The 26,278-nt window shown below is 57.0% G+C and carries 30 protein-coding genes; 5 read left to right on the plus strand and 25 right to left on the minus strand.

From position 1 onward, the window contains the following. Positions 1-21: 21 nt before the first annotated feature. Positions 22-801: an SDR family oxidoreductase gene (locus tag BC777_RS05335; protein ID WP_100367080.1), complete on the minus strand. Its 780-nt coding sequence runs from the start codon at positions 799-801 to the stop codon at positions 22-24. 124 nt (positions 802-925) lie between these two features. Between BC777_RS05335 and BC777_RS05340 the strand changes: the two genes are divergently transcribed. Further along, complete coding sequence (locus BC777_RS05340) at positions 926-1,888, plus strand: Hint domain-containing protein (RefSeq protein ID WP_100368014.1); 963 nt, start codon at positions 926-928, stop codon at positions 1,886-1,888. A gap of 3 nt (positions 1,889-1,891) precedes the next feature. Here BC777_RS05340 and BC777_RS05345 read toward each other — a convergent pair whose 3' ends face one another. Beyond that, positions 1,892-2,497, minus strand: a complete 606-nt coding sequence (locus BC777_RS05345; RefSeq protein ID WP_100367081.1) for a hypothetical protein — start codon at positions 2,495-2,497, stop codon at positions 1,892-1,894. Between the two features lie 99 nt (positions 2,498-2,596). Here BC777_RS05345 and BC777_RS05350 point away from each other — a divergent pair, with 99 nt between their 5' ends. The 4 genes from BC777_RS05350 (at position 2,597) to BC777_RS05365 (ending at position 7,186) form a co-directional block, all read left to right on the plus strand. Next, a complete protein-coding gene (locus BC777_RS05350) occupies positions 2,597-4,192 on the plus strand; it encodes a peptide chain release factor 3 (protein WP_100367082.1) in 1,596 nt (531 codons plus the stop codon). A gap of 42 nt (positions 4,193-4,234) precedes the next feature. Then, positions 4,235-4,855, plus strand: a complete 621-nt coding sequence (locus tag BC777_RS05355; protein WP_100367083.1) for a hypothetical protein — start codon at positions 4,235-4,237, stop codon at positions 4,853-4,855. A gap of 23 nt (positions 4,856-4,878) precedes the next feature. Further along, positions 4,879-5,619, plus strand: coding sequence for a hypothetical protein (locus BC777_RS05360; RefSeq protein ID WP_100367084.1), 741 nt, complete (start codon positions 4,879-4,881; stop codon positions 5,617-5,619). A gap of 118 nt (positions 5,620-5,737) precedes the next feature. Then, positions 5,738-7,186 (plus strand): DEAD/DEAH box helicase, encoded by a 1,449-nt coding sequence (locus BC777_RS05365; protein WP_100367085.1) that lies wholly within the window; start codon positions 5,738-5,740, stop codon positions 7,184-7,186. Between the two features lie 30 nt (positions 7,187-7,216). Here the strand turns inward: BC777_RS05365 and BC777_RS05370 are convergent, their stop codons facing one another. From BC777_RS05370 to BC777_RS05480, 23 genes are all read right to left on the minus strand, one after another. Continuing rightward, entirely contained in the window at positions 7,217-7,519 is a 303-nt protein-coding gene (locus BC777_RS05370) for a hypothetical protein (RefSeq protein WP_100367086.1), read from the minus strand. A 165-nt stretch (positions 7,520-7,684) separates the two neighbouring features. After that, complete coding sequence (locus BC777_RS05375; RefSeq protein WP_100367087.1) at positions 7,685-9,349, minus strand: ribonuclease J; 1,665 nt, start codon at positions 9,347-9,349, stop codon at positions 7,685-7,687. Continuing rightward, the gene (locus BC777_RS05380; RefSeq protein WP_100367088.1) at positions 9,346-10,119 is read right to left on the minus strand and encodes a type III pantothenate kinase; all 774 of its coding nucleotides are present in this window, start codon (positions 10,117-10,119) and stop codon (positions 9,346-9,348) included. Before BC777_RS05380 ends, BC777_RS05375 begins: the two co-directional genes overlap by 4 nt. Before the next feature lie 19 nt (positions 10,120-10,138). Beyond that, entirely contained in the window at positions 10,139-10,900 is a 762-nt protein-coding gene (locus BC777_RS05385) for a biotin--[acetyl-CoA-carboxylase] ligase (protein ID WP_281251769.1), read from the minus strand. Further along, positions 10,890-12,326, minus strand: coding sequence for an NADH-quinone oxidoreductase subunit NuoN (gene nuoN / locus BC777_RS05390; protein ID WP_100367090.1), 1,437 nt, complete (start codon positions 12,324-12,326; stop codon positions 10,890-10,892). The genes BC777_RS05385 and nuoN overlap by 11 nt, the downstream gene beginning before the upstream one ends. Positions 12,327-12,338: 12 nt before the next feature. Further along, on the minus strand, positions 12,339-13,880 hold the full coding sequence (locus tag BC777_RS05395) for an NADH-quinone oxidoreductase subunit M (RefSeq protein ID WP_100367091.1): 1,542 nt from the start codon (positions 13,878-13,880) through the stop codon (positions 12,339-12,341). Next, the gene (gene nuoL / locus BC777_RS05400; RefSeq protein WP_100367092.1) at positions 13,880-16,012 is read right to left on the minus strand and encodes an NADH-quinone oxidoreductase subunit L; all 2,133 of its coding nucleotides are present in this window, start codon (positions 16,010-16,012) and stop codon (positions 13,880-13,882) included. The genes BC777_RS05395 and nuoL overlap by 1 nt, the downstream gene beginning before the upstream one ends. A 6-nt stretch (positions 16,013-16,018) precedes the next feature. After that, entirely contained in the window at positions 16,019-16,324 is a 306-nt protein-coding gene (gene nuoK / locus BC777_RS05405; protein WP_100367093.1) for an NADH-quinone oxidoreductase subunit NuoK, read from the minus strand. 55 nt (positions 16,325-16,379) lie between these two features. Continuing rightward, positions 16,380-16,811 carry a hypothetical protein gene (locus BC777_RS05410; protein WP_245834167.1) on the minus strand — a complete coding sequence of 144 codons (432 nt, stop codon included), beginning with the start codon at positions 16,809-16,811 and terminating at the stop codon, positions 16,380-16,382. Between the two features lie 77 nt (positions 16,812-16,888). After that, positions 16,889-17,494, minus strand: coding sequence for an NADH-quinone oxidoreductase subunit J (locus BC777_RS05415; RefSeq protein WP_100367094.1), 606 nt, complete (start codon positions 17,492-17,494; stop codon positions 16,889-16,891). Then, positions 17,491-17,889, minus strand: a complete 399-nt coding sequence (locus BC777_RS05420) for a carboxymuconolactone decarboxylase family protein (protein WP_100367095.1) — start codon at positions 17,887-17,889, stop codon at positions 17,491-17,493. Before BC777_RS05420 ends, BC777_RS05415 begins: the two co-directional genes overlap by 4 nt. Beyond that, the gene (locus tag BC777_RS05425; RefSeq protein ID WP_100367096.1) at positions 17,886-18,275 is read right to left on the minus strand and encodes a carboxymuconolactone decarboxylase family protein; all 390 of its coding nucleotides are present in this window, start codon (positions 18,273-18,275) and stop codon (positions 17,886-17,888) included. Before BC777_RS05425 ends, BC777_RS05420 begins: the two co-directional genes overlap by 4 nt. Next, positions 18,272-18,766, minus strand: coding sequence for an NADH-quinone oxidoreductase subunit NuoI (gene nuoI, locus BC777_RS05430; RefSeq protein ID WP_037294259.1), 495 nt, complete (start codon positions 18,764-18,766; stop codon positions 18,272-18,274). Before nuoI ends, BC777_RS05425 begins: the two co-directional genes overlap by 4 nt. Before the next feature lies 1 nt (position 18,767). Next, complete coding sequence (locus BC777_RS05435) at positions 18,768-19,061, minus strand: hypothetical protein (protein ID WP_100367097.1); 294 nt, start codon at positions 19,059-19,061, stop codon at positions 18,768-18,770. Next, positions 19,061-20,101 carry an NADH-quinone oxidoreductase subunit NuoH gene (nuoH, locus tag BC777_RS05440; RefSeq protein ID WP_100367098.1) on the minus strand — a complete coding sequence of 347 codons (1,041 nt, stop codon included), beginning with the start codon at positions 20,099-20,101 and terminating at the stop codon, positions 19,061-19,063. Before nuoH ends, BC777_RS05435 begins: the two co-directional genes overlap by 1 nt. An 11-nt stretch (positions 20,102-20,112) precedes the next feature. Further along, positions 20,113-22,131 (minus strand): NADH-quinone oxidoreductase subunit NuoG, encoded by a 2,019-nt coding sequence (gene nuoG / locus BC777_RS05445; protein WP_100367099.1) that lies wholly within the window; start codon positions 22,129-22,131, stop codon positions 20,113-20,115. 137 nt (positions 22,132-22,268) lie between these two features. Further along, a complete protein-coding gene (locus BC777_RS05450; RefSeq protein ID WP_245834169.1) occupies positions 22,269-22,784 on the minus strand; it encodes a DUF5333 domain-containing protein in 516 nt (171 codons plus the stop codon). After that, positions 22,774-23,244 carry a DUF3291 domain-containing protein gene (locus BC777_RS05455; RefSeq protein WP_100367100.1) on the minus strand — a complete coding sequence of 157 codons (471 nt, stop codon included), beginning with the start codon at positions 23,242-23,244 and terminating at the stop codon, positions 22,774-22,776. The genes BC777_RS05450 and BC777_RS05455 overlap by 11 nt, the downstream gene beginning before the upstream one ends. Positions 23,245-23,436: 192 nt before the next feature. Further along, entirely contained in the window at positions 23,437-23,670 is a 234-nt protein-coding gene (locus BC777_RS05460; protein WP_100367101.1) for a hypothetical protein, read from the minus strand. A gap of 7 nt (positions 23,671-23,677) precedes the next feature. Continuing rightward, entirely contained in the window at positions 23,678-24,079 is a 402-nt protein-coding gene (locus tag BC777_RS05465) for a hypothetical protein (protein ID WP_100367102.1), read from the minus strand. Further along, positions 24,076-25,362 (minus strand): NADH-quinone oxidoreductase subunit NuoF, encoded by a 1,287-nt coding sequence (gene nuoF / locus BC777_RS05470; RefSeq protein WP_100367103.1) that lies wholly within the window; start codon positions 25,360-25,362, stop codon positions 24,076-24,078. Before nuoF ends, BC777_RS05465 begins: the two co-directional genes overlap by 4 nt. Continuing rightward, positions 25,362-25,592 (minus strand): DUF5337 domain-containing protein, encoded by a 231-nt coding sequence (locus BC777_RS05475; protein ID WP_100367104.1) that lies wholly within the window; start codon positions 25,590-25,592, stop codon positions 25,362-25,364. The genes nuoF and BC777_RS05475 overlap by 1 nt, the downstream gene beginning before the upstream one ends. A 15-nt stretch (positions 25,593-25,607) precedes the next feature. Next, positions 25,608-26,243 carry a helix-hairpin-helix domain-containing protein gene (locus tag BC777_RS05480; protein ID WP_100367105.1) on the minus strand — a complete coding sequence of 212 codons (636 nt, stop codon included), beginning with the start codon at positions 26,241-26,243 and terminating at the stop codon, positions 25,608-25,610. Positions 26,244-26,278 lie beyond the last annotated feature (35 nt).

Here is a 26,278-nt window from a genome sequence, read left to right on the forward strand (position 1 = left end):
ACAGCGATTTCGAACGTGTGATCAGATGGTTGCGTTGATTGCCCCGCCGTCCAACACGATATTCTGGCCAACGATAAAGCCCGCATGTTGCGAACATAAGAAAGCACACATCGCGCCAAACTCTTCCTTGGTGCCATAGCGGCGTGCGGGGATCGTCGCCTCGCGATTGGCCTTGGCCTGCGCCAGGTCGATGCCCTGCGCCTTCGACACACCAGTATCAAGGCTGATGGCGCGGTCAGTGGCATGGATGCCGGGCAACATGTTGTTCACGTTCACGCCAAACTGGGCAACCTGACGTGCGGTGCCAGCGGCATAGCCGGTCAACCCCGCGCGGGCGGAATTGGACAGCCCCAACTGCGGAATGGGCGCTTTCACGGAACCGGATGTGATGTTCACAACACGCCCCCAGCCTTTGTCGATCATACCGGGCATCAGCGCTTTCATCAGCGCGATGGGCGCCAACATATTGGCGTCCAATGCCGCAATAAAGTCATCCCGGTCCCAATCAGACCACAGGCCCGGCGGAGGACCACCAGCATTATTCACAAGGATATCAACGCCATCCGCCGCTTTCAAAAGTGCGGCCTGCCCCTCGGGTGCAGAAACATCTGCGGCCACTGCGACAACCTCAACCCCATATGCGCTGCGAATTTCCGACGCCGTCGTTTCCAGCGCTTCGGCCCCGCGCCCGTTCAGCACCAGATCAACACCTGCCGCTGCCAATGCCTCGGCGCAGCCGCGCCCCAAGCCCTTTGAAGATGCACAGACAAGCGCGCGTTTTCCCTTGATCCCAAGATCCATGATGTCATCCCTTTCATTGTCGTCGATCTGGACCTAGCACTGCACCCTGCCTTCGGCAAACCCATCGCACAGAATTGCTGTTCTCGCTTGGCCTTGGCGGCGCGTGGGTGTAACCCCTTTTGCCATGCCCCAAAGCCCCCTCACAATCGACGTACTGCATGCCGCCCACATCAAAGTCAGCGGTGGTGTGATGCGGGGTGAGCCTTTGTCCTTTGCCGATGAACTGGTGATGGATGATGTATTTGAAATCGCGAGCGATGCGACCACAATGGCATTGGACCTGCTGGCTGATGACACCGGCCTACGTCTGGCCAACGGCCTCTGTAACAGGGTGCATCTGGATAGCTGCCTGACCATGATGGGCCCTGATGGCAGCACACATGAGGCGCTGATCCTGGTCGAGATTGAGGATAACAGCGCCGCAGATATCTTTCTGCTACCGTTGGGAGAGCTGCTGCCTTTGGTGGACTACCGGCTGATCGGGATTGAACGGCACACGGCCACCCGCCGTTTTGCCGAAGCGGCAAGCGGGTCCTTTGCGAAGGGTACGCAGATTACCATGGGCGACGGGCGCCAGCGCCTGATCGAGGCTTTGGCCGCTGGTGACATGGTTCTGACGCGCGATGCTGGCCGCCAACCGATCCGCCATATCGGGCAGGCAACCCTGCGTGCGACGGGCCGTTTTGCACCTGTTGTGATTACCAAAGGTACTTTGCACAACGAACGTGATCTGGTGGTGCGCCCAGACCACCGCCTGTTTATCTATCAACGCGAGGATCATCTGGGCGCAGGCCGCCCAGAGGTGTTGATCAAGGCACGCCATCTGGTGGATCACAGCACTGTACTGCGTCGCCGCGGTGGGTTTGTCGATTATTACCAACTGATCTTCGATGACCATCACATCATCTATGCCGAAGGCATCGGCGCAGAATCCCATCTTATCGGTCCACACACCCGCCACGCCTTGCCCGCTGGCGTGGCGTCCCCCGATCACGGCCACAGGCCGCATTTGGATTATGAGGTCAAGACCAGTCTGATCCCAACAGAACAGGCCGCGACGTTGCTGCGCAAGGCGTCGGCACGTTAACGGTTATGGCGCATCAGTTTCCTCTAAAGTGATCACAAGCGTACCACTGCGCATGACGCCGTTGTGATCAATCTCCGCCTCAAGATCTGCCCCCGAAAGCGCAGTTGTCGGATTACCCAAAAAAACGGCAGTCAATGTGCCATCAAACCCAAAGGTCTGATCACCCTCACTGAGAGTGCCAGCATAATCCAACGGCATATCCTGCCCTGCAGCCGTACCTTGCAACGTGATCGTGCCGCCGTAGTCAACCAGATCATCAGCGCTGTTTGTCCCAAAGGCGTTTTCTATCGCACCGGCAGCATCGCCACTGCCAAAATCAACACGCAAAGTCGCATCACCAAAGATAACGATTGGCGTGACACCGTTTTCCACCCGCATCGTGCCAGAGCCGGAAAAGTCCATCGTCCCCATCGGCAGGTTTTCATCCGCAGTCCTGGGCATCCCCATCACTCCGGCCCCGGGATCACCCAGCACCCGCAGTTTTTGCGCCTCATATATGTTCAACCGGGCAAGGCGTGGGTCAATCCCGCCGCGGTCACTGCCACCCCCGCCACCACCACAGGCGGCAAGCCAGAACAAGAAAACCAAGGTCATCGTAAAGCGGTACATGGCCCCTCCCCGCGCCGGTTTAACGCCAACTCCCAAATCTTCCGTTAAGCACGCGCCATATGATTGCCCTTTGTCCCCCAACCGCATAAAGCGTCATCCATGACAAATCGCCCTGACCTGCCCCCCGAAATCGCGCGCCGCCGCACCTTTGCGATCATCTCGCACCCCGACGCGGGCAAGACGACGCTGACTGAAAAGTTTCTGCTCTATGGTGGCGCTATTCAGATGGCCGGACAGGTACGTGCGAAAGGTGAAGCGCGGCGGACGCGTTCGGACTTTATGCAGATGGAAAAGGACCGGGGGATTTCTGTTTCGGCCTCGGCCATGTCCTTTGATTTTGAAAAATACCGGTTCAATCTGGTCGATACCCCCGGCCACTCGGATTTTTCTGAGGATACCTATCGCACGCTGACGGCTGTGGATGCTGCCGTCATGGTCATTGACGGGGCAAAGGGCGTGGAAAGCCAGACCCAAAAGCTGTTTGAGGTCTGCCGCCTGCGCGATCTGCCGATCCTGACGTTTTGTAACAAGATGGACCGCGAAAGCCGCGATACGTTTGAGATCATTGACGAAATTCAGGAAAACCTTGCGATTGACGTGACCCCTGCGTCATGGCCCATCGGTGTGGGCCGCGAATTCATGGGCTGTTACGACATCCTGCGCGACAAACTAGAAATCATGGACCGCGCCGACCGCAATAAGGTGGCGGAAAGCATTGAAATCAGCGGTCTGGATGACCCCAAACTGGCCGAACACGTCCCCGCACATCTGCTTGAGAAATTCCTTGAAGAAATCGAGATGGCGAAGGAACTGCTGCCAACGCTCGACCCGGAATCACTGCTCAACGGCTCGATGACGCCGATCTGGTTCGGCTCTGCAATGAACTCTTTCGGTGTGAAGGAACTGATGGACGGCCTGGCGACCTATGGCCCTGAACCGCAAGTGCAGACTGCGCAACCGCGCAACATCGCGCCCGAAGAAAAAAAGGTTGCGGGATTTGTCTTCAAAGTCCAAGCCAACATGGACCCCAAGCACCGCGACCGGGTCGCCTTCGTGCGCATGGCATCCGGTCATTTCCAACGTGGGATGAAGCTGACCCATGTGCGCAGCAAAAAACAGATGGCGATTGCGAACCCTGTCCTTTTCCTTGCAGCCGACCGCGAACTGGCCGAGGAAGCCTGGGCAGGTGATATCATCGGTATCCCCAACCACGGGCAATTGCGCATCGGTGACACGCTGACCGAGGGTGAGGCGATCCGCGTTTCCGGCATCCCATCCTTTGCGCCAGAACTGCTGCAAACCTGCCGCGCGGGTGATCCGTTAAAGGCCAAGCACCTTGAAAAAGCTTTGATGCAGTTTGCCGAAGAAGGGGCGGCCAAGGTGTTCAAGCCCACCTTCGGGTCCGGTTTCATCGTCGGCGTCGTAGGGGCCTTACAATTCGAAGTGCTCGCCAGCCGGATCGAAATGGAATACGGGCTACCGGTACGATTTGAAGCGTCACAATTCACCTCCGCCCGTTGGGTGGCCGGTGATAAGGACGCGGTCGATAAATTCGCCGATGCCAACAAGCAGCACATCGCAACCGACAACGACGGGGACACAGTGTTCCTGACACGGCTGCAATGGGATATCGACCGGGTTGGGCGTGATTATCCGGACGTGACACTGACGGCGACGAAAGAGATGATGGTTTAACTGTCACTTTTAACCGACGCGAATTGTGCTTACACTCGACCTATGCCTTTACAGAACCGTGTTCAGCCCACTGGCGATATTATCTCGCACCCGTCTCGTGGGTTGTTCACAGGTAATCGTGGCATTTTGCATAAATCCGACGGGACTTTGGGTACCCGTCGCTGGGCGCATAAGCACTGGTTGATCTGCACACTAAAGCACCCCAAAGGCCGCTATCACGGACCGCTGCCAGAGCGCGGCTGGTCGCCACTGTTCTTTCTGGATGAGGCCGTCGCACTGTCTGCGGGTCACCGCCCATGCCATTATTGTCGTCGGTCTGCCTATCATGCCTACCGCGATGCATGGGGGGCTGCGGCGGGCCAGGTGCCTGACCGGATGGCGATGGATAACGCACTTCATCAGGCGCGTGTGACTCGGAAACGTGCCCAAATACGATATCAGGCCGCGGCTGCCAATCTGCCCAATGGCATCTTCGGTCTCGTAGACGAGCTGCCCTGTCTGCTGTGGGACGATCAGGCGTTGCCTTATACGCCGGATGGCTACGGTGCACCGCAGGCACGCCCCGAGGGGATGTTGACGGTGCTGACACCTGAACCCAGCATGCGCGTGCTGGCGGCAGGCTACCTTGCGGTGTTGCACCCATCTGCGGGGTTGTCAGCATAGACAAGCCTCGGGATACTGCCCCTATGAATAAGCCCCAAGACACCTTTCCCGGCGGCATCGCATCCCTGCTGCCACAATACCAAAAACGGCGGGCGTTGCTCACTGGGGCTGATCTGCCTCCACTTGACGTCGATTTGAAAGCTTTGGCGGCCACGCCGCTGCCCCCGCAGACGTTGCCGCGACCAGATGGCCTGACACGCGTTGAAAAAAAGCGGCATATGCTGTTAGGCGAATTGGCAGGCCATAGCGAGTTAGCATTGCTACACGGCCTTCTCATCTCACATCTGCGCAAGCACACCTACCCCGCTAGCGCACCTGCCCTGTTTTTGCGCCTTTGGACCGAAGAAGAGGCGTGGTTGCTGGCCAATCTACCCACGCGCTGGCTCATTTCGGCCGTCATCACATTCGCCGAGCACGGGATAACGGAAGCCGACCGCAATCTGGCGGCCCGGATGAACATGCTGTTCTCATTGATGAAAATCTACGAGGCCGAGCGGTGTTTTTCCGGCAACGCTGCGCAAGAGCCGTTTCGCACCCAAAATCGCAACAAATCACCGCTACCGATGGGGATGAAAGATTTCTCTGTGCTGCAAGGCGATCTAGAGGCGCATCTGCTGGCCCCGCTTTGGCGCGACGCCGAAAGCGCACCTAACATCGGCACCCTGACCCGGCACCTGCTCACGATCCTCAACCAAGACGACGGCACTGTCTTTCGCCGCTTTGCCATCATGCGCGACCGGGCTGCGACGTTGCGCTCAACTTGACGCAGAACACCATATCCGGTATCGGCAATAACGGCCTGCAAGGGCCCACGACGCGGGACGCTCGGCACAATGCGTCCTTTCACAAAAATGCGGACCGATCCGCATGTATAGGACGTATATGACCAAGTTTTCTGATTTGAACCTTGCCCCCAAGGTTCTCAAGGCAGTCGCTGAAACCGGCTATGATACCCCCACCCCCATTCAGGCAGGTGCAATTGAACCTGCACTTGAAGGCCGCGATGTTTTGGGCATTGCCCAGACCGGTACGGGTAAGACAGCAGCCTTCACGCTACCGATGATCACCCTTTTGGGGCGTGGCCGCGCACGGGCGCGGATGCCCCGTTCACTGGTGCTGGCGCCGACACGGGAATTGGCGGCACAGGTGGCCGAGAATTTTGATGCATACGCCAAATATACAAAACTGTCGCGGGCCCTGCTGATTGGCGGCACGAGCTTTAAGGATCAAGACAAGATTATCGACAAAGGCGTCGACGTGCTGATCGCCACACCCGGCCGTTTGCTGGATCATTTGGAACGCGGCAAACTGATCCTGACAGATGTGAAAATCATGGTGGTGGATGAGGCCGACCGGATGCTTGATATGGGGTTCATCCCCGATATCGAGGAAATCTTCAAACGCACGCCGTTTACCCGCCAGACCCTGTTCTTCAGCGCGACAATGGCGCCAGAGATTGAGCGGATCACGAACACGTTCCTGTCAAACCCTGCCAAGATCGAAGTGGCCCGTGCCGCGACAACGAACACTAACATCAAGCAAGGTGTTGTGATGTTCAAAGGGTCAGCCAAACCCAAAGAGCCGTCAGAAAAGCGTGCCCTGTTGCGCAAACTGATAGATGCCGAAGGCGAGGCCTGCACCAACGCGATTATCTTCTGCAACCGCAAGTCGGATGTGGATATCGTTGCAAAATCATTGAATAAATACGGCTATCAGGCGGCTCCGATCCATGGTGATCTGGACCAAAGCCACCGGACCAAAACGCTCGACAAGTTCCGCGACAATGAATTGCGCATCCTTGTGGCGTCTGACGTGGCAGCACGAGGCTTGGACATTCCTGCCGTGACACACGTCTTTAACTTCGATGTGCCTAGCCACGCCGAAGACTATGTGCACCGCATCGGACGCACGGGGCGTGCCGGGCGCACAGGAACCGCGATCATGATTTGTGTGCCGCGGGACGAGAAGAACCTTGAGGACGTGGAACGCCTGGTCAAGGAAACGATCCCGCGTCTGGACGCGCCGGGCGGTAAGGCACCTGCCCCGGCTGAGGCTGAACCTGTCGCGGAAAAGCCCAAGCGCACGCGCACCCGCCGCAAGAAAGATGACGCGCCCGCCGCAAAAACGGACGTGCCGGAAGCCGATGAAGCGACGCCAACTGAGGCACCAAAATCAGATGCGAAGGCCGAAGAAAAGCCCCGGCAAGAGCGCAAGCGTGGTGGACGTGGTCGTGGCAATGACCGTCGGGACGCCGGACCAAAGGTTGTTGGCATGGGCGATGAGCCGCCCGCATTTATCGCACTCAGCTTCGCGGAGCGCGCAAAAGGATAGCTGTGACCCCGACCTATTTAGCCGCAGCACCTATTGCGGTGGACAAGAAATCCGGATCACATTTTCTGACAGCTGTCGTACACCCGCCTGCGTGATCTTTACGTCTTTGCGCTCGTCGATAATGCGATATCCCTGAGGGCACAACCGACTGGCAAGATTATCCCGTAGCGGGGCGTAGGATTGGCGCCCCACGTTATCAGCATAGTGTGTAACGCTGAACTCATAAACGTTGTTCGCCCCTTGCGTGCCCACAAGATAACTGTCGGGGCTTGTCGTCACACAGCCGGTCAGGGTGAGGGCGGCCACGACAGGCAGCAGGTGTTTGTGTGTCATCTCATGTACCTCAATCGATTTCAAACATGCGCTCAGGATGCTTAATCTATGGGGTCAAAACTGTGGCGATATGTAGGTCATTTTTCGCGGTACGCTATGCTGGTCACTGCCCACATCGCGAAACGTGCGGGCATATTGCATCAGATAGACATGTCGCACGACACCCTATCCCAACCGCGACACAATCACCGTCACCTCTGGCTTCTTTCCGATCTCGCCTTGCGCTGACCGCCGTGCAATCGTTTTAAGCTCTTTTTCCAGCTTCACGTCATCCCGCAGTGTCTTGGCATTGGCACGGTTCACGAATTGGCTCAGGTCTTCCTCAACCACCTCAACCAAGGCCGCGTTGTTGCGCCCGGTTTCCGCCAAACCGTTGGTTTCCACCCAAGGATCGCCCAGCGGTTCATCGTTTTCATCAATGATCAGCGTCACGATCAAGTGTCCGTTCAGCGCCATGCGAATACGGTTGCGCACCACGCCGTCCAACGCACCAATCTGGACAGACCCATCCAGATAAGTCCGCCCGGTCTCGATATATTCAGCCACCGTGGGCTGGTTGCCGGACAGATCAATCATCATCCCATTGACCGCGACGATCCCTGACAGGCCCGCTTCGTCCCCCAGCTTCACATGCTCGCGCAGGTGCCGGTGTTCGCCATGCATCGGGATCAGCGTTTGGGGTTTGGTGATCTGATGCAAGCGCGCCAGATCAGGCCGGTTCGCATGCCCGGAAACGTGGTATTTGCCGCCTGCGTCGTCGATCACATCCACACCCAGTTCAGACAGTTGATTCATGATGCGGATCACACCACGTTCGTTGCCGGGAATGGTTTTCGATGAGAACAGGAAGGTATCTCCTTCCTTCAATTTGATCCCCAGATACGACCCTTGCGCCAGTTGGGCCGACGCCGCGCGCCGTTCGCCCTGTGACCCGGTCACCAGCAACATCACGTTTTCACGCGGCATTTGCAGCGCGTCCTCCGGCGACACGACCGATGGGAACCCTTCCAAGATACCAACTTCGGTTGCCGCTTCCACCATCCGCCGCATCGCCCGGCCCAGCAGTACGACCGAACGGTCGGCTTTCTGTGCAGCAATCGCCAATGTCTTCAACCGCGCGATGTTGGAGGCAAAGGTTGTGGCCACAACCATCCCCGTCGCCTCTTTCATCATATCCGCAATGGCGTCGCCGATGCTGGCCTCCGACCGTCCGGGATCACGGGAAAACACGTTCGTACTGTCACAGATCAGCGCCTTGACGCCATCCTTTGAGACCTCTTCCCAAAGCGCCTCGTTCCACGGGTCACCCACCACTGGGGTTTCGTCGATTTTGAAATCGCCTGAGTGCAATACGCGACCCTCGGGGGTATCAATCAACAAACCCGCACTTTCTGGGATCGAGTGGCTGATCGGCAGATAAGAAACCGTCAGCGGGCCGCATTTGATCATCTCAGGGTAAACACCCACAACCTTTACCACGCTTTCCGGATGCCCATGCTCGTCCAGTTTACGCCGCGCAATATTCGCAGTGAAAGGCCGCGCATAGACGGGCGCACCCAGTTGTTCCCAGTAGTGCCCAATCGCGCCCACATGGTCTTCATGCGCGTGCGTGATGAAGATGCCTTCGATCTGCGCCTTCCGCTCCCGCAGCCACGCGATATCCGGCAGGATCAGATCTACCCCCGGTGTGCCGTCCATATCCGGGAAAGTCACGCCCAGATCGACCACGACCAGCCGCTCTTTGCCCGGCGCACCATAGCCATAAACATAGGCGTTCATGCCGATTTCACCGGCGCCCCCAAGTGGGAGATAGATCAGGCGGTCGCTCATGCGTTGTCCTTGTTGTACTTATGGATCACGGTCAGACCGTGGATCGTCAGATCGTCCTCAAACGCATTGAAAAGCGGCTCAGACTGTTGAAAAAGAGGGGCGAGGCCACCGGTCGAGATCACCTGCATCGGCACGCCACGTTCGGCCTTGATGCGCGCGCATATCTCACGCACGAGGCCGATGTAACCCCAAAAAACGCCAGATTGCATGCAAGCCACAGTATTGGTGCCAATGACAGCCTGCGGCTTGGTGATATCGACGTGTGGAAGGGCGGCGGCCGCACTATGCAGTGCCTCAAGCGACAGGTTGACGCCGGGGGCGATCACGCCGCCCACATAGGCGCCATCTTCGGCCACCACATCGAAAGTTGTGGCCGTACCAAAATCAACAACGATCAGGTTCCCGCCATGCCGGTCGAAGGCGCCGGCCGCATTGACCAACCGGTCAGGGCCGACTTGGGTCCCTTCATCCACGCGCGGATCAGCAGGCAGCAGGCAATCAGCCTTTCCCACAACCAAGGGACGACAGTTGTAATAGCGGTCCGCAAAGACCCGCAGGTTCCACACCACACGGGGCACCGTCGAACTGATGATGACTTCGTCAATCACCGCATCGATCTCTTGAAACCGCATGAGCGTAGAGAGCCAGACGTAATACTGATCCGCGGTGCGCTGCCATTCGGTGCTGGTGCGCCATGTCGCTATGAATTCAGTTCCGTCCCAGATGGAAAACACGGTGTTGGTGTTGCCGCAGTCAATGGCAAGAAGCATGAGATCGCCTCCTTCTTCTTTAGAAAAATACGTCCGCTGCCGGAATTGCGCGCGGGCCGGTGCCGGTGATCAGAACAAGATTGCCGTCGCTGTCGATACTGTCAAAAATGCCAGTCACACTCTCGCGCGCCGTGCGTGCTGTGATCATCTCGCCCAGCCGTGCGGCATTCGCCAGCCAGTCGTCACGGATGCGTTCAAAACCAAAGCGCAGCAGTTTTGCCTCTTGCGTGGCATATGCATCGGCAAGGGTTGAAAGGAAATCTTTGGGCGATACAGCTTCGCCACCGGCCTCAGACAGGCTGGTCGGGGCAAAGCTGGCGTCTTTCACACCTTCCGGCGTCTGTGCCAAGTTCACACCAATCCCGATAGAGAGCCAGTCCACAAATGGCCCCTGTCCGCTGCTTTCCAGAAGGATGCCTGCCACCTTGCCGCCAGACAGCAGCACATCATTGGGCCATTTCAACGATAGCTTATCGACAGAAACATAGATCGCCAGCGCTTGATAAAGCGCGTTAGCGGCAAGGAACGATCGCTTCGCTGCCTCTGCCGCGGTCGCTTCCGGCCGGAAAATCAGTGTCGCGTTCAGATTGCCCTCTGGCACAATCCACGTCCGCCCGCGCCGTCCGCGCGCGGCTGTCTGGGTCTTGGCCATGATCCATGTCGGGCGGTCAATGTCGGTCGCACGCCGCGCGGCCTCGGCCATGGTGCTGTCAACGGTGTCCAGCACGATGCGGGCATAGCCTTCTGGCCACGGCCCGTGATCATGGGGATCAATTGACAAGCGTTGCCGCCGCTGCAGCAGCGATAGGTTCAATCCCGAAAAGATTCACAACGCCGATCAACATGATGGCCGCAGATCCCATTAGAAAGCCCCAAAGCACCGGGTTCATCTTGCCGTCCAGCGTTTCGCCCTCTTCACCGAAGTACATAAAGTAGACGATGCGCAGGTAATAGAAGGCACCGATCACGGATGCGATGACACCAGCCACAGCGAGCCATGCAAGCCCGCCATCATAGGCGGCACGCAGCACATAAAACTTGCCGAAGAAGCCAACCATCGGCGGTACACCGGCAAGACTGAACAGCAGCACGAGCATCGCCAAAGCACGTAACGGTTGGCGTTTGGAATACATCTTGAGGCTGTCAATATTGGTGACGGGCCGCCCGTCACGTTCCATCGACAGGATAAAAGCGAAGGTGCCGATATTCATGGTGACGTAGATCGCCATATAGATCAGCATCGCTTGGACGCCAAAGGCTGTGCCAGCAGCAAGACCCATCAAGGCAAAACCCATATGCGCGATGGAAGAGTAAGCCATCAGACGCTTGATGTCTTTTTGCCCAATCGCCGCAATCGCACCAAGGAACATAGAGACAACCGCAAGGAAGGCCACAATCTGTTGCCAGTCGCCGACGATCCCGCCGAACGCATCATGTACAACGCGTGCAAACAGCGCCATGGCGGCGACTTTGGGTGCTGTTGCAAAGAAAGCTGTGACCGGGGTGGGTGAGCCTTCGTAAACGTCAGGTGTCCACATATGGAACGGCGCGGCAGATACTTTGAAAGCAAAGCCCGCGATCAGGAAGACAAGGCCAAAGAGCAAGCCAAGCGATGGCTCATCCGCGGTCGCTTCGATGATGCCGGCGAAAAGGGTCGTACCTGCAAAACCGTATGTCAGCGATGCACCGTACAGCAGCAAACCAGAAGACAACGCGCCGAGGACGAAGTACTTGAGGCCCGCTTCGGTCGATTTCACACTATCACGGCGCAGCGATGCAACAACGTAGAGCGCCAGAGATTGCAGCTCCAGTCCCATATAAAGCGCCATGAGATCACCGGCTGACACCATCACCATCATGCCAACAACGGCCAAAGCCACAAGGATCGGATACTCAAACCGCAGCAGGCCACGCTGTTGCATATAGCTTTCGGACATCAGCAGAACCGCCGCCGCAGAGATCAGTATCGTGATCTTCGCAAACCGCGCAAAGCCATCATCGACGAACATCCCGCCAAAGGCGATGTTCGTCCCCTGCCCGTTGATCCCGATCCACACCGCAAGCAGTACAAACAGACCCGAGGTTGCCCATGTCAGCAACGGCGCCATGCCGTCTTTGGTGGTGTAAACCGCCGCCATCAAGGCGCCCATGGCGTAGATCGCCAGCACAACTTCGGGCATCAGGATTTGGATATCAGCGCCAATCATAACGGGCTTTCCTTAATTCGCAGCGAACTGCGTCGCGGCCTCAAAGGTCGCAAGCGCAGTTTCATAGTTGCCGACCAGCGCTGACACGCTTGGGCCGATAATGTCGAGGACAAGGGCGGGGTAGACGCCCAACAGAAGGGTCATCACAACCAGCGGCGCAAAAATCACCCGCTCGCGCGTGCCCATATCTTGAATCGTTTTCAGGCTTTCCTTGATCAGGTCGCCGAACACAACGCGACGATACAGCCACAGCGCGTAAGCCGCGGACAGGATCACACCGGATGTCGCAAAGATCGCGATCCATGTGTTCACCTGAAAAATACCCATCAGGACCAGAAATTCACCAATAAACCCCGATGTCCCCGGCAGGCCTACATTCGCCATCGTGAAGAACATGAAGATCAGCGCATAGGCAGGCATCCGGTTCACCAGACCGCCATAGGCGTCAATCTCGCGCGTGTGCATCCGGTCGTAGATCACGCCGACGCAGAGGAAGAGCGCGCCAGAGATAAAGCCGTGGCTGATCATCTGGAAAATTGCACCATCAATGCCCTGCTGGTTCACCGCAAAGATACCCATCGTCACGTACCCCATGTGGGCGACGGACGAATAAGCAATCAGCTTTTTCATGTCTTCCTGCACCAGTGCCACCAGCGATGTGTAGACAATCGCGATGGCCGACAGGGTCAGCACCAGCGGTCCCATCACCTCGGAACCCACAGGGAACATCGGTAGGCTAAAGCGCAAGAAACCGTAACCGCCCATCTTCAACAGGATCGCCGCCAGCACCACGGACCCGGCTGTTGGCGCCTGTACGTGTGCGTCCGGCAGCCAAGTGTGCACCGGCCACATCGGCATTTTGACGGCGAAGCTGGCAAAGAACGCAAGCCACAGCAGCGTTTGCATGCCACCCACGATCTGCACGCCCAGAACGCTGAAGTTTTCGGTCCCGAAGGTATGCGTCATCAGCGTTGGAATGTCGGTTGTGCCCGCATCCGCAAACATCGCGACCATCGCCACCAGCATCAGGACAGAGCCGAGGAAGGTATAGAGGAAGAACTTGAAGGACGCATAGATCCGGTTCTTGCCGCCCCAGATGCCGATGATCAGGAACATCGGGATCAGCCCTGCCTCAAAGAACAGGTAGAACAGCACCAGATCAAGGGCAAGGAACACGCCCAGCATCAATGTCTCAAGGATCAGGAAGGCAATCATGTATTCCTTGACGCGCGTGTTCACATCCCAACAGGCCGCAATCACCAACGGCATCAGGAACGTGGTTAGCATCACAAAGAGGATCGAGATGCCATCGACGCCCATCTTGTACTGCAAGCCCAACAACCAGTCGCGCGCTTCCACCATCTGGAATCCGGTGTCGGCGGGGTTGAAGTTCGCCAGAATGAAAAGCGAGCATATGAAAGTGACCACTGTGGTGACCAGCGCAACCCATTTGGCATTGCGCTGTGCCGCCTCATCATCGCCGCGCAGGAAAAGTGCGAGAATGACAGCGCCTAGCAAAGGCAGAAACGTTGTGAGTGAAAGGATATTGCCCATTAGTTCGCCCCCCCGAACAGCGTCATCCAGGTGAGCAGGATTGCGATGCCAAGAACCATCGCGAAGACATAGCTAAAGATATACCCCGATTGCGCACGGCCCGCGAGCCGCGTCAAGAACGGTACAATCCCCATAGCCACGCCATTGATCCCACCGTCGATCGTCTTGGTATCGCCCTGCTTCCACAGGATGCGGCCCAAGGCGAAGGCAGGGCGGACGAAGATGAAGTTATAGATCTCGTCAAAGTACCATTTGTTCAGCAGGAACTGGTAAAGCGGCGCTTGCTGCTCGGCCAGTTTGCGCGGCCAGTCAGGGCGACGGATGTACATCTGATAGGCCAAACCCAGACCCGCCAACATTGCAAAGAACGGGGCCAGTTTGACCCAAACAGGCACCTCATGGGCATCATTCAGGACGTGGTTGTCAGGGCTGTTGTGAATAGCCCCCTCGCCCGGCGCGCCAACAAGGTTGTAGTGGGCCTTGCCGTGGCCAGCTTCGGCGGCGTGGTCTTCGCCGTGATCATCCGCATGATCATCCCCATGGCTTGCTTCATCACCATGTTCAGACGCTTCTGCGTAGGGTGTCCCAAAGAACTTGCCGACCTTGTCGTTGGAACCAAAGAAAGACCCATACCAGACCATACCGGAAAAGATCGCACCAATGGCCAGCACATAAAGCGGGAACAGCATCGTGTTCGGCGCTTCATGGGCGTGCTCATGCGTATGCGCATCCCCGCGTGGGGTGCCATAGAAGGTCATGAACATCAGACGCCAGCTGTAGAAACTGGTCATCAGTGCGGCAATCACCAGCATCCAGAAGGCATAGCCACCAGCGGTGCCTGCATAAGCGCTTTCGATAATAGCATCCTTGGACACAAAGCCCGCGAAACCAATCGGGAAGCCCACGTAAAGCAACGGAATACCCACGCCAGTGATGGCCAGCGTGCCGATCATCATCATCCAGAACGTCTTGGGTATTTTGTGGCGTAAACCACCATAGTTCCGCATGTCTTGTTCGTGGTGCATCGCGTGAATGACCGAACCCGCCCCAAGGAATAACATCGCCTTGAAGAACGCGTGTGTCAGCAGGTGGAACATCGCAACCGAATAGACACCAAGGCCAGCGGCGACAAACATATAGCCCAGCTGCGAACAGGTAGAATACGCAATGACGCGCTTGATGTCGTTCTGGACCAGACCAACTGTAGCGGCGAAAAACGCGGTCGATGCACCGAGGAAGACGATAAAGTTAGTCGCGGCAGGCGCATATTCCATCAACGGCGACATGCGGCAAACAAGAAAGACACCAGCGGTCACCATGGTCGCGGCGTGGATCAGGGCCGACACCGGGGTCGGGCCTTCCATCGCGTCGGGCAACCATGTGTGCAGGAACAGCTGCGCAGATTTCCCCATCGCGCCGATAAACAGCAGGAAGGCAATCAGGTTCAACGTATTCCATTCGCGCCATGCAAAGGTCATCGTATGATCTTGCAGATCAGGGATTGCGGCAAAGATATCTTCAAAGCGAATGCTATCGGTCACCATATAAAGGGCAAAGATACCCAACGCGAAGCCAAAGTCACCCACGCGGTTCACGACAAAGGCTTTGATCGCGGCGGCCCCAGCAGATGGTTTACGGTAGTAAAAACCGATCAGCAGGTACGACGCCACGCCCACGCCTTCCCAGCCAAAGAACATCTGCACAAGGTTATCGGCTGTCACCAGCATCAACATCGCAAAGGTAAAGAACGACAGATAGGCAAAGAAGCGGGGGCGATAGCTTTCGCCCTCTTTAAAGTTCTCGTCATGGGCCATGTAGCCAAAGGAATATAGGTGCACGAGGGCCGACACGGTGTTGATCACAATCAGCATGATCGCGGTCAGACGGTCCATGCGAATGGCCCAGTCAGTGCTCAACGTGCCGCTCTCGATCCAGCGTAGGATATTGACGGTATAGGTGCCGTTGGGATGGGCCGACGGATCAAACGTCAGGAAAACAACCCAAGACAGGATCGCGGCAAGAAACAGAAGGCTCGTCGCGGTCCACTGCGCAGCGGTCTCACCGATCAGTTTCCAACCGAACCCGCACAGGATGGCACCCACCAGCGGGGCAAAGAGGATAATGGTTTCCATTTTCGATCAGCCCTTCATCACGTTGACGTCTTCAACGTCGATGGTCCCGCGATTGCGGAAGAAACATACAAGGATCGCAAGGCCAATAGCGGCCTCGGCGGCGGCAACGGTGAGGACAAAGAGGGTAAAGACCTGCCCCACCAGATCGCCGAGAAAGCTAGAGAACGCCACAAGGTTGATATTCACCGCCAGCAGCATCAATTCGATGCTCATCAGCAGGATAATCACGTTCTTGCGGTTCAGGAATAATCCGAAGATCCCGATGACAAACAGGGCCGCAGCCACCGTGAGATAATGTTCAAGTCCGATCATTCATTCGTCCCTCCGAGGCACTGCGCCCCGATCTTCTTGTCTGTTGCAGCGCGGTCTAACCCGCGAGCATAAATTCTGTCTTCTCGCCACGCAGCGCGGGGTAAGCCGCAGCGCAGGCGCATGTCTCAACTGTTTCTGTCGTGATCGCGATATCGCGGGCGATGAACTCCAGATCATTCGCGATCCGTTCAAACGTCGCAAAAATGCGGGAACCGGCCTGATGGCGGTCCAAAACCTCGATCGCGTCATCGGTGCGGTCAAACGCACTGCGGCGGCCCATATTTTCCTCAGCACTGCGAAAACGCAGCGTCTCGCCACTCGCGCATTCCACAAGGGAAAAACCCTTGGCGGTGCCTTCCTGCGACCACCAGTCCATCCACATCACACGGCCCTCGCCCAAGTCCATATGGCGGATTTCACCGCCATGGCTGGGGTGGGTCGTGCGTTTGCAATCGGCCAGTGTCAGGGCGTTGGCTTGCGTGGCCATTGCCATCGCCAACCCCACAGCAAAGAATTTTAGATAAAATTCTTTTGACACTAAGATTTTTCGCGAAAAATCTTGCATCAGAGCCCCTGCCCAGGTTTGACGTCTTTCAATTCCATCGCCTTGGCAGGGTCACGGTACATCTGCGCCAATACGTTCTGGCGTTTGATATCCACACGGTGGCGCAGTGTCAGGACAATCGCCCCGATCATCGCGACCAGCAGGATCAGGCCAGAGAGTTGGAACAGCAGGATGTATTTGTCATAGATCAGCAGCCCCAGCGCGCGGGTGTTATCCAGATCACCGGTTGGTGCGGCGATCCGCCCTTCGACCCCGTCAGAGTACCCCCAGACGCCAAAGGCCAATGCCAGTTGCATCATGATCACCACGCCGATCAGCAGGGCAAGCGGCAGGTATTTCGTCATCTCCGCTTTCAATTCTGCGAAATCAACGTCCAGCATCATCACAACGAAAAGGAAAAGTACGGCGACGGCACCGACGTAGACAATGATCAAGAGCATCGCGACGAACTCTGCCCCCAAGGTCACGAACAAACCGGCAGAAGACAGGAAGGCGAGGATCAGCCACAGCACCGAATGCACCGGGTTGCGGGCGATGACGGTCATCAGCCCCCCGGCCACTGTCGTCACCGCGAATAGGTAAAATGTGAACGCGAAAACACTCATGCGTTGTCGTCCTTATCCAATACGTCTGTGGCCAGTTCCATGGCTTTGGTCATGGCCGGCACGCCAGCGAACATGCCCATCTGTGCGATGACTTCGGCGATTTCCTGTTTGCTGGCCCCTGCTTCCACCAAATGGCGGACCGTCAGCCTGATCTGCGCCTCAGCCTGCGCACCCAGCACGGTCAGCCCGGCCAGCGTCAGCATCAGGCGGGTTTTCGCGTCCAAACCTTCGGGGTTAACGCCCTTGCCAAAGAACATCTCCATCGTCTCGGCAGGCATGGTCGGCCAGAGGTTCTCAAACCCTTTGGGCGTGAAGGCATCCATATCGACATTCATCGATTTGGCCCAGTCTTGGGACATCTTCATCATGGCTTCAAAGGGGTTCTGATCGGTCATGCGCCCTCCTCCGCCTCGAAGACCTCGATAGCGGCATTCAGCCCGTTGATCATTGCCGGAAAACCACCATAGAGCGTCATTTGATAGATGATTTCGCAAATCTCTTCACGGCTTGCACCAACGGCGCGCGCGCTTGCAATATTGACTTTCAACTGCGGTTTCGTCTGCCCACCCTGGGCGGTCAAAGCCGCCACGGTAGCCAAAAGCCGCGTTTTTTCGTCAACCACACCACGGGCGTAAAAAGTGCCATAAGGCACCTCAACCACCATACGAGACAGGCCCGGAACCAGCGCGTCATAGCGGGCGGCCAATGCGTCCTCCATGCCAGGGTTCACCTGTTCAGACAAGGCTTTGCCACGCTCATATGTGGGTTGATCAAGGCTCATCGGTAAGGCGCATCCAGTTCAAGGTTGCGCGCGATCTCTGATTCCCAACGGTCGCCGTTTTCGAGCAGCTTTTCCTTGTCGTAATACAGCTCTTCGCGCGTTTCGGTGCTGAACTCAAAATTTGGGCCTTCGACGATTGCATCGACCGGGCAGGCCTCTTGGCAGAAACCGCAGTAGATGCATTTGGTCATGTCGATGTCATAGCGGGTTGTGCGGCGGCTGCCGTCATCGCGCGGTTCGGCGTCAATTGTGATGGCCTGCGCCGGGCAAACGGCTTCGCACAGCTTACAGGCAATACAGCGTTCTTCGCCGTTGGGATAGCGACGCAAGGCGTGCTCACCCCGGAAACGAGGGGACAGCGGCCCCTTCTCATGTGGATAGTTCAGCGTGGCCTTGGGCGAGAAAAAGTACTTCATGCCAAGGCTGAAGCCCTTCCAGAAATCCTGCAACAGGAAGTATTTCGCAGCGCGGGTGTAGTCGATTTGGGTCATCTTAGATGCTCCCCTTTTGAAGCTTCGCATGATGGGCTGAGGTCACAAAACCCTTCATTCTTACGAGGTCAAATATCCAGATTACCGTTAGGGCAATAAACACCACGATCACTATCAATCCGGTGAGCTGCGAAGGAGCGGCAAGGGATATCGCAATAACAAAGATGATCGCACCAGTCATGATGACCGCCGAGCCGGCACGTCCCAAATAGAGATGATAAAGACCAGTTTGCCCAGACAGAAGAGCCAGCAGGTAGGCAATCCAAAGTTTTGGATGACGATCAGCTACTTGCATCACGCCCCCACTGCCCAGCGCGCCCAAAAGCCGCCGAGTACTTCGTATTTTGCCAGGAAAGACACGATCACCACCCAAGCCAGCGACATCGGCAGGAACACTTTCCAGCCGATCCGCATCAACTGGTCATAGCGGTAGCGTGGTGTGATGGCCTTCACCATTGAGAACATGAAGAAGACCAGCCCCATCTTCAGCACCATCCACAGGATGCCGTCTGGCAGCCCCGGAATGGGTGACAGCCAGCCGCCGAAGAAGAGCAGCGAGATCAGTGCGCACATCAGCACAACCGCCATCAATTCGCCGATCATGAACAAGAGGAACGGGGTGGAGGAGTATTCCACCTGATAGCCCGCGACCAGTTCTGATTCTGCTTCTGGCAGATCAAACGGTGGGCGGTTCGTTTCCGCCAAGGCGCTGATAAAGAACAGGAATAGCATCGGAAAATGCGCAACCCAGAACCAGTTGAACAGGCCCGCATTACCGTCTTGTGCGGCAACAATGGCGCCAAAGTTCATGGAACCGGCGGAGATGATGACGCCGATGATGATCAGGCCGATGGACACCTCGTAAGAGATCATCTGCGCCGCAGACCGCAATGAGCCAAGGAATGGGTATTTGGAGTTTGAAGCCCAGCCGCCCATGATCACGCCGTAAACCTCGAGCGACCCAATCGCGAAGATATAAAGGATGGCCACGTTAATGTCGGCCAGCACCCAGCCCTCGTTGAAGGGGATCACTGACCATGAAATCACAGCCAAAACAAAGGCAATCATCGGAGCGAGGAAAAAGACGAACTTATCTGCGCCCGCAGGCACAACGATCTCTTTAACAATATACTTCAAAAAGTCGGCAAAGGATTGCAGCAGACCAAATGCACCCACGACGTTTGGCCCTTTGCGCATCTGCACAGCAGCCCAGACCTTGCGGTCGGCATACATCAGAAACGCAAGTGCCACCAAAAGGGGGATCAGAACCAGTAGGCACTGAAACAAGATCACCATGACGATGCCAAGGTTGGTATTGGTAAAGAATTCAACCATTGTCGTCGTCCTTATTCCGCTGCCATGGGCGCGGATTTACGTGCCTTTGCATTCGCGCTCAGCTCTGCCATCAGGCTGGAGGCGCGTGCAATCGGGTTCGTGAGGTAGAAATCGGTGATGGCGTTGCGGAAATCGGCCTTGCCGGGCTTTTTGACCGTCAGCGGCTGCCATTCATTTTCCGCCACTTCGTCGATGTCGCCCAGATGTGGGTGTGCCGCAACCAACGCCTGACGCAGTTGCGCCATGCTATCGAAGGGCAGTGTCGCATCAAGTTCGGCCGAGAGCGCCCGCAGGATCGCCCAGTTTTCCTTGGCCTCACCCGGCGGGAAACTGGCGCGTAGCGCCAATTGCGGGCGGCCTTCGGTATTGACGAACAGGCCGTTTTCTTCGGTATAGGCTGCCGACGGCAGAATGATATCCGCGCGATGTGCACCACGATCACCGTGGCTGCCTTGATAGATCACGAAAGCACCGGGATCGATATCAACTTCATCCGCGCCAAGGTTATAGATCACCTCGGCACCCGCAAGTGTCGCATCAAGACCGCCCTCGGTCACAGCACCCACATCCATCGCACCAACACGACCAGCGGCAGTGTGCAGCACCAAGAACTTGGATTTTGTTTTGTCGGCAAGCGCCATTGCCTGGCTCAACACAGCTTCACCATCTGCTTCACGCAGCGCGCCCATGCCAATCACAACAAGGCTGTCCATGTCTTTCACGGCACCCATGTCTTTCGCAGCCGTATCAACCAGGGCCTGACGATCCGTCCCGACAGGAACAACATCAAATGTCAGATCAACCTGTTCGCCAATCATCCCGATATTTGCACCATTTGACCAAGCGCGGCGCAGACGCGCGTTCAGGACCGGCGCTTCTAATCGGGGGTTCGTGCCAATCAGTTGGATCATCTTGGCGTCATCAATATCTTCGATGGTCGCCGTCCCAACATAGCCCGATCTGTTACCCACGGGTAACTTCGCGCCATCGGTACGACATTCGACGTTACCGCCCTGCCCTTCGATAAGTTGTTTCAACGCGAATGCCGCTTCGACGGGGGCCAGATCACCGACGAGGCCAGCAACTTTTTTGCCCTTCATCGCGGCGGCCGCGGCCGACAGCGCCTCGGGCCAGCTTGCTTTGCGCAGCTTGCCATTTTCGCGGATGTAGGGTGTATCAAGGCGCTGCTTGCGCAGCCCGTCCCAGACAAAACGCGTCTTGTCGGAAATCCATTCTTCGTTCACGCCGTCATGGTTGCGTGGCAGAAAGCGCATGACTTCGCGGCCTTTGGTATCGACCCGGATGTTAGAGCCGAGGGCGTCCATCACATCAATCGATTCCGTCTTGGTCAGTTCCCATGGACGGGCGGTAAAAGCATAAGGCTTTGAGACCAGCGCACCAACCGGGCAAAGATCAATGATATTGCCCTGCATATTCGAATCGAGCGTTTCGCCTAAGTACGACGTAATCTCCGCATCCTCACCGCGGCCTGTCTGGCCCATCTGGTGAATGCCCGCGACCTCAGTCGTGAAGCGCACGCAGCGGGTGCAGGAAATGCAGCGGGTCATATGGGTTTCAACAAGCGGGCCAAGATCCAGATCCTCGGTCGCGCGTTTGGGTTCACGGAAGCGGCTGAAATCAACACCGTAGGCCATCGCCTGATCCTGCAAATCACACTCGCCGCCCTGATCGCAGATCGGGCAATCCAGCGGGTGATTGATCAGCAGAAATTCCATCACGCCTTCGCGGGCCTTTTTGACCATCGGCGAATTGGTTTTCACAACAGGCGGCTGGCCTTCCGGACCGGGGCGCAAATCGCGCACCTGCATGGCACAGGACGCCGCAGGCTTGGGAGGGCCGCCCACAACCTCAACCAGACACATCCGGCAGTTGCCCGCGATTGAAAGCCGTTCATGATAGCAGAAACGCGGGATTTCGATACCGGCCTCTTCACAGGCCTGTATCAGGGTCATGGCCCCGTCAACTTCGACCTCTTTTCCATCAATGACGACTTTGCGCAGATCAGACATGGCGTGTCCTATGTGTTCCCTATCGCGCTATGGACCGCAGGGACCACACGCGTTGCCCCGCGTTCTAACGCGTGAGACACCGCGATGCCAGTCAGATCGACAAAAAAACGATCAATTTTCGTGTCTTTGACAGCGGCTTAGCGCAACAGCCAGCCCACACGGGTATTTGCATCCATTTGGGCGCGGCCAACGCTGCAATATGTGGCCTCATCGCCGCGTATAACGCCAAGGTCCGCCAACTGCCTACGGGCGATCCCTTCGAGCCGGTCTTTCTCTGCATCATCATTGATATAGGCATCAATCTCGGCCTCGGAATATCCCAGATCGCGGGCATGACTGCGCAAGGATTGCAGGTAGTTCAGACCACGGAACAGGCGCGCGTTGATACTGTCGCACCGCTCAGAGATTTCATAAGCCATGCCTACGAAAATAATCCCATCGCGGACCTTGGCCACATCTTTCAAAGCGGTTTGCGCCGAAAGGTGACCGGCGGAAATCACGGTTGCGAAGGTCAATACGGCAGTTAGGGCCAGTTTCTTCATCTGATATCTCCTGCGTGACGGCTTGGATGCCGCCTTTGTCGCGTAAGAGATCGCGATTTCGGCGTAGATATTCAATATCAGCGTATTGATATAGGTATGTTTACGCCGCATTTTGCGTGGCCAAGCGCCGTAACATATTGGCACCGAATATATTTTCACTCTCACCTTGCCTTTGCAAGACATGCCACCTGGCCAAGCCTTCGGCTACATCCGGCCGATGGCCTTGCGGCACCCGCCAGCAAACAAGATGCCCGCTATCGCCCGGCACAAACCAGTCCGGTGCGCCTTTCATAATGCGGGCATGCAGGGTTTTGGTGACAAAGCGGTAAAGCGCGCCTGCGTCTTCCCAGACTGACAGGGTGGATGCAGTGTTGGGACGATCATAAAGTGACCCGGCGGGGTCTTCCTGCGCGAATTCCATCTCATCATCCGGCATACGCCAGACAAAACCGGGGCTGCGTGCCCCGATGGCATTGACCTGATCCACAGCATCCTCAAACCCTACGATGCGCGGGTCACCCCATGGGTAGCGCAGGGTGCCGAAATTGAATTCCGCAAGATGATGGGTCATTGCGCTGCCCCCACACGCAGCCAATCGCAACCGAAAGCGCAATCACTCTCACCATAGGTTTCACGGTCGTGTCGTTTTACCACGCGGGGATCACTTGTGGCGGCTGGTAGGTGAACGATGTCAAGTCTAGCGACATGCATAGGGTTTCTCATCAAATGTTGTGAATTTCCCCCACGGCCAATCACCTTCATATCAACGCCGTCTTTGCCTTGTCGGGGCAACACCGGCCGAGCCTTTGCGGATGAAGGCCACAGTCAGGATCACGCCGATCACGGCCAAACCAGCGGCTGCGGCATAGGCCCAAACCGGCGCAATCTCGGACCGGACGGCCGCGACCGTAAACCACGCGGGCAAGCCGCATATAGCAGACGTGACAAAGGCCGCGCCAAAGCTCGCGGCCCCATCTAGAATATTGCGAAATGCCATGTGTCGCTTACGACGGGATCAAAAGCGCGCTGAGCCCCGAGCCTTCAAGCACTTCGGCGTCCCCTGCCGGGCACAAATCGCTCGATGATAGCTCTACCCCATGCTTTGCTTCAAAGCTGCGCTGGCTGACATCTGTTTCCAGTTCAATCCCCGCACGTTGACTATTAGAGGCGAGCGAGCCGCGACCGACCTCGTTGCGCGCATCATTCAGTGCCGCATCAAGCCCGGTGTCATAGCTGTAACGGGCACAGTTCTGCGCGATCTGGTTCGCAATTGTCAGGTTTGCATAATACATCGGCGTCGACATGTTGAATAGTTTCTGAACGGCTGGATCGTCCAAGTTCCGCCCGCCAGTTGCACAAGCGGCCAGTGTCAAAGCCGCACCAAACATCAATCCACGTGTCATCATTCTGCTGCCATCCCTGCCATGCGTTTGTCTTTGATCCGGTCCTCAATCTCGTCCCGGAAGTTCTTGATCAGCCCTTGGATCGGCCATGCGGCCGCATCACCAAGTGCACAAATGGTATGCCCTTCGACCTGCTTTGTCACGTCGAGCAGCATATCGATTTCTTCCACTGAGGCGTTGCCTTCGACCAGACGCGCCATGACGCGCATCATCCAGCCGGTGCCTTCGCGGCACGGAGTGCATTGCCCGCAGCTTTCGTGTTTGTAGAATTTCGACAAGCGCCAGATCGCCTTGATCATATCGGTGGAGTTATCCATCACGATGACCGCCGCAGTGCCAAGGGATGATCCCTTTTCCTTCAGCGCATCAAAATCCATCACCGCGTCGCGCATGTTTTCGCCGCGCACACAAGGCACCGAAGACCCACCGGGGATCACCGCTTTGAGGTTATCCCAGCCGCCGCGAATACCGCCGCAGTGCTTTTCGATCAGTTCTTCGAAGGAAATCGACATTTCCTCTTCCACCACACAAGGGTTGTTCACATGGCCGGAAATCGCAAACAACTTGGTGCCCGCGTTGTTCGGACGGCCCATGCCAGCAAACCAGTCGCCGCCACGGCGCAGGATCGTTGGGACCACCGCAATTGATTCCACGTTGTTCACGGTGGTCGGGCAACCATAAAGACCCGCACCCGCCGGGAACGGTGGCTTCATCCGCGGCATGCCCTTTTTGCCTTCAAGGCTTTCGAGCAGTGCGGTTTCTTCGCCGCAGATATAGGCCCCTGCCCCGTGGGTCAGATAAATATCAAACGGCCAACCAGATTTCGCGGCGTTCGGTCCAACAAGACCCGCTTCGTAGCATTCATCAATCGCGGCTTGCAGCGCCTCTTTCTCGCGGATGTATTCGCCACGGATGTAGATGTAGCACGCGTTTGCGTTCATCGCGAAAGACGCAATCAAGCAACCTTCGATCAGCGTATGCGGATCGTGGCGCATAATCTCGCGGTCTTTGCATGTGCCGGGCTCGGATTCGTCAGCGTTGACGACCAGATAGGCCGGACGCCCATCGCTTTCCTTCGGCATAAAAGACCACTTGAGCCCCGTCGGAAAGCCCGCCCCGCCCCGGCCGCGCAGGCCAGAAGCTTTCATTTCATCAATGATCCACTCACGGCCCTTTTTGATAATGGCCGCCGTGCCATCCCAGTGGCCCCGCGCCTGCGCGCCTTTCAGCGTGCGGTCATGCATCCCGTAAAGGTTTGTGAAAATCCGGTTCTCATCCTTGAGCATTACTCATCGCCCTTTTCATTCTGGCGCGCACGCCAAAGCCTAAATGTCTGCCACAGGGCAAACCCGAAACCGGCGAGCGCTGCAAGATCAAAAAGCGCGCGTGTGCGGGTTGACCAGCCATATTCGTCACCAACGAGGATGACCACCACCCAGAAAACACCGGTTCCAGCCATAATCAACGCGACGCGTTGTCCAGCTTTGCCCTGATCAGTATGTCCTTGCTGGGTCATGGCCTTGGCTACGCTTTAGTATACGTCGCCCTTGTCGACCTTTTTGGAAAACTCGGTCGTGCCACCGGCAGCCAGCACTTTGGCTTGCTCAACCCAATTGTCGCGGGTCGCGCGGCCTTTGAAGCCTTCCAAGTTGTCGTCAATCCAGGCTTGCTCTTTCGGGCCCCATGTCGAGATTTGGTCGAAGTGGTAAATGCCCATGCCGTGCAAGGTTTTTTCCAGTTTCGGGCCTACACCTTTGATTTGCTTGAGATCATCAGGACCACCCTCGCGTGCCGCGCTCAAGAACTCAGGGGTGCCATCGTCAGATGCGGCAGGTGCTTCTGCTACAGGTGCGGGGGCCGGTGCGGGAGTTGGTTCCGGCGCCGGTGCGGGAGTTGGTTCTGGCGCAGGTGCGGGTGCAGCAGCCGCAGGCGCGGGAGCCACAGCAGGTTTTTCCGCAACAGGGGCCGACATGGTGTTCGGGCCCGGTGCAGGGTTACGCCACCCCAAGGCAAGAACGATGGCCGCGATGATCGCGACGATACCGCCAATAAAGGCCGATCCAAAAAGCCCATATTCATAAAGCACATAGGCAACGCCCGCTGCGATAACGCCAAATAATGCGGCAACCGCGATGATCCCTTGGCTGATTGGTGCTGTATCTTTCATCTTCCGTCTTCTCCCTCAGGTGACCGCAAGAGCAG

Source organism: Yoonia maricola (genome assembly GCF_002797915.1).
GTDB classification, from domain to species: domain Bacteria; phylum Pseudomonadota; class Alphaproteobacteria; order Rhodobacterales; family Rhodobacteraceae; genus Yoonia; species Yoonia maricola.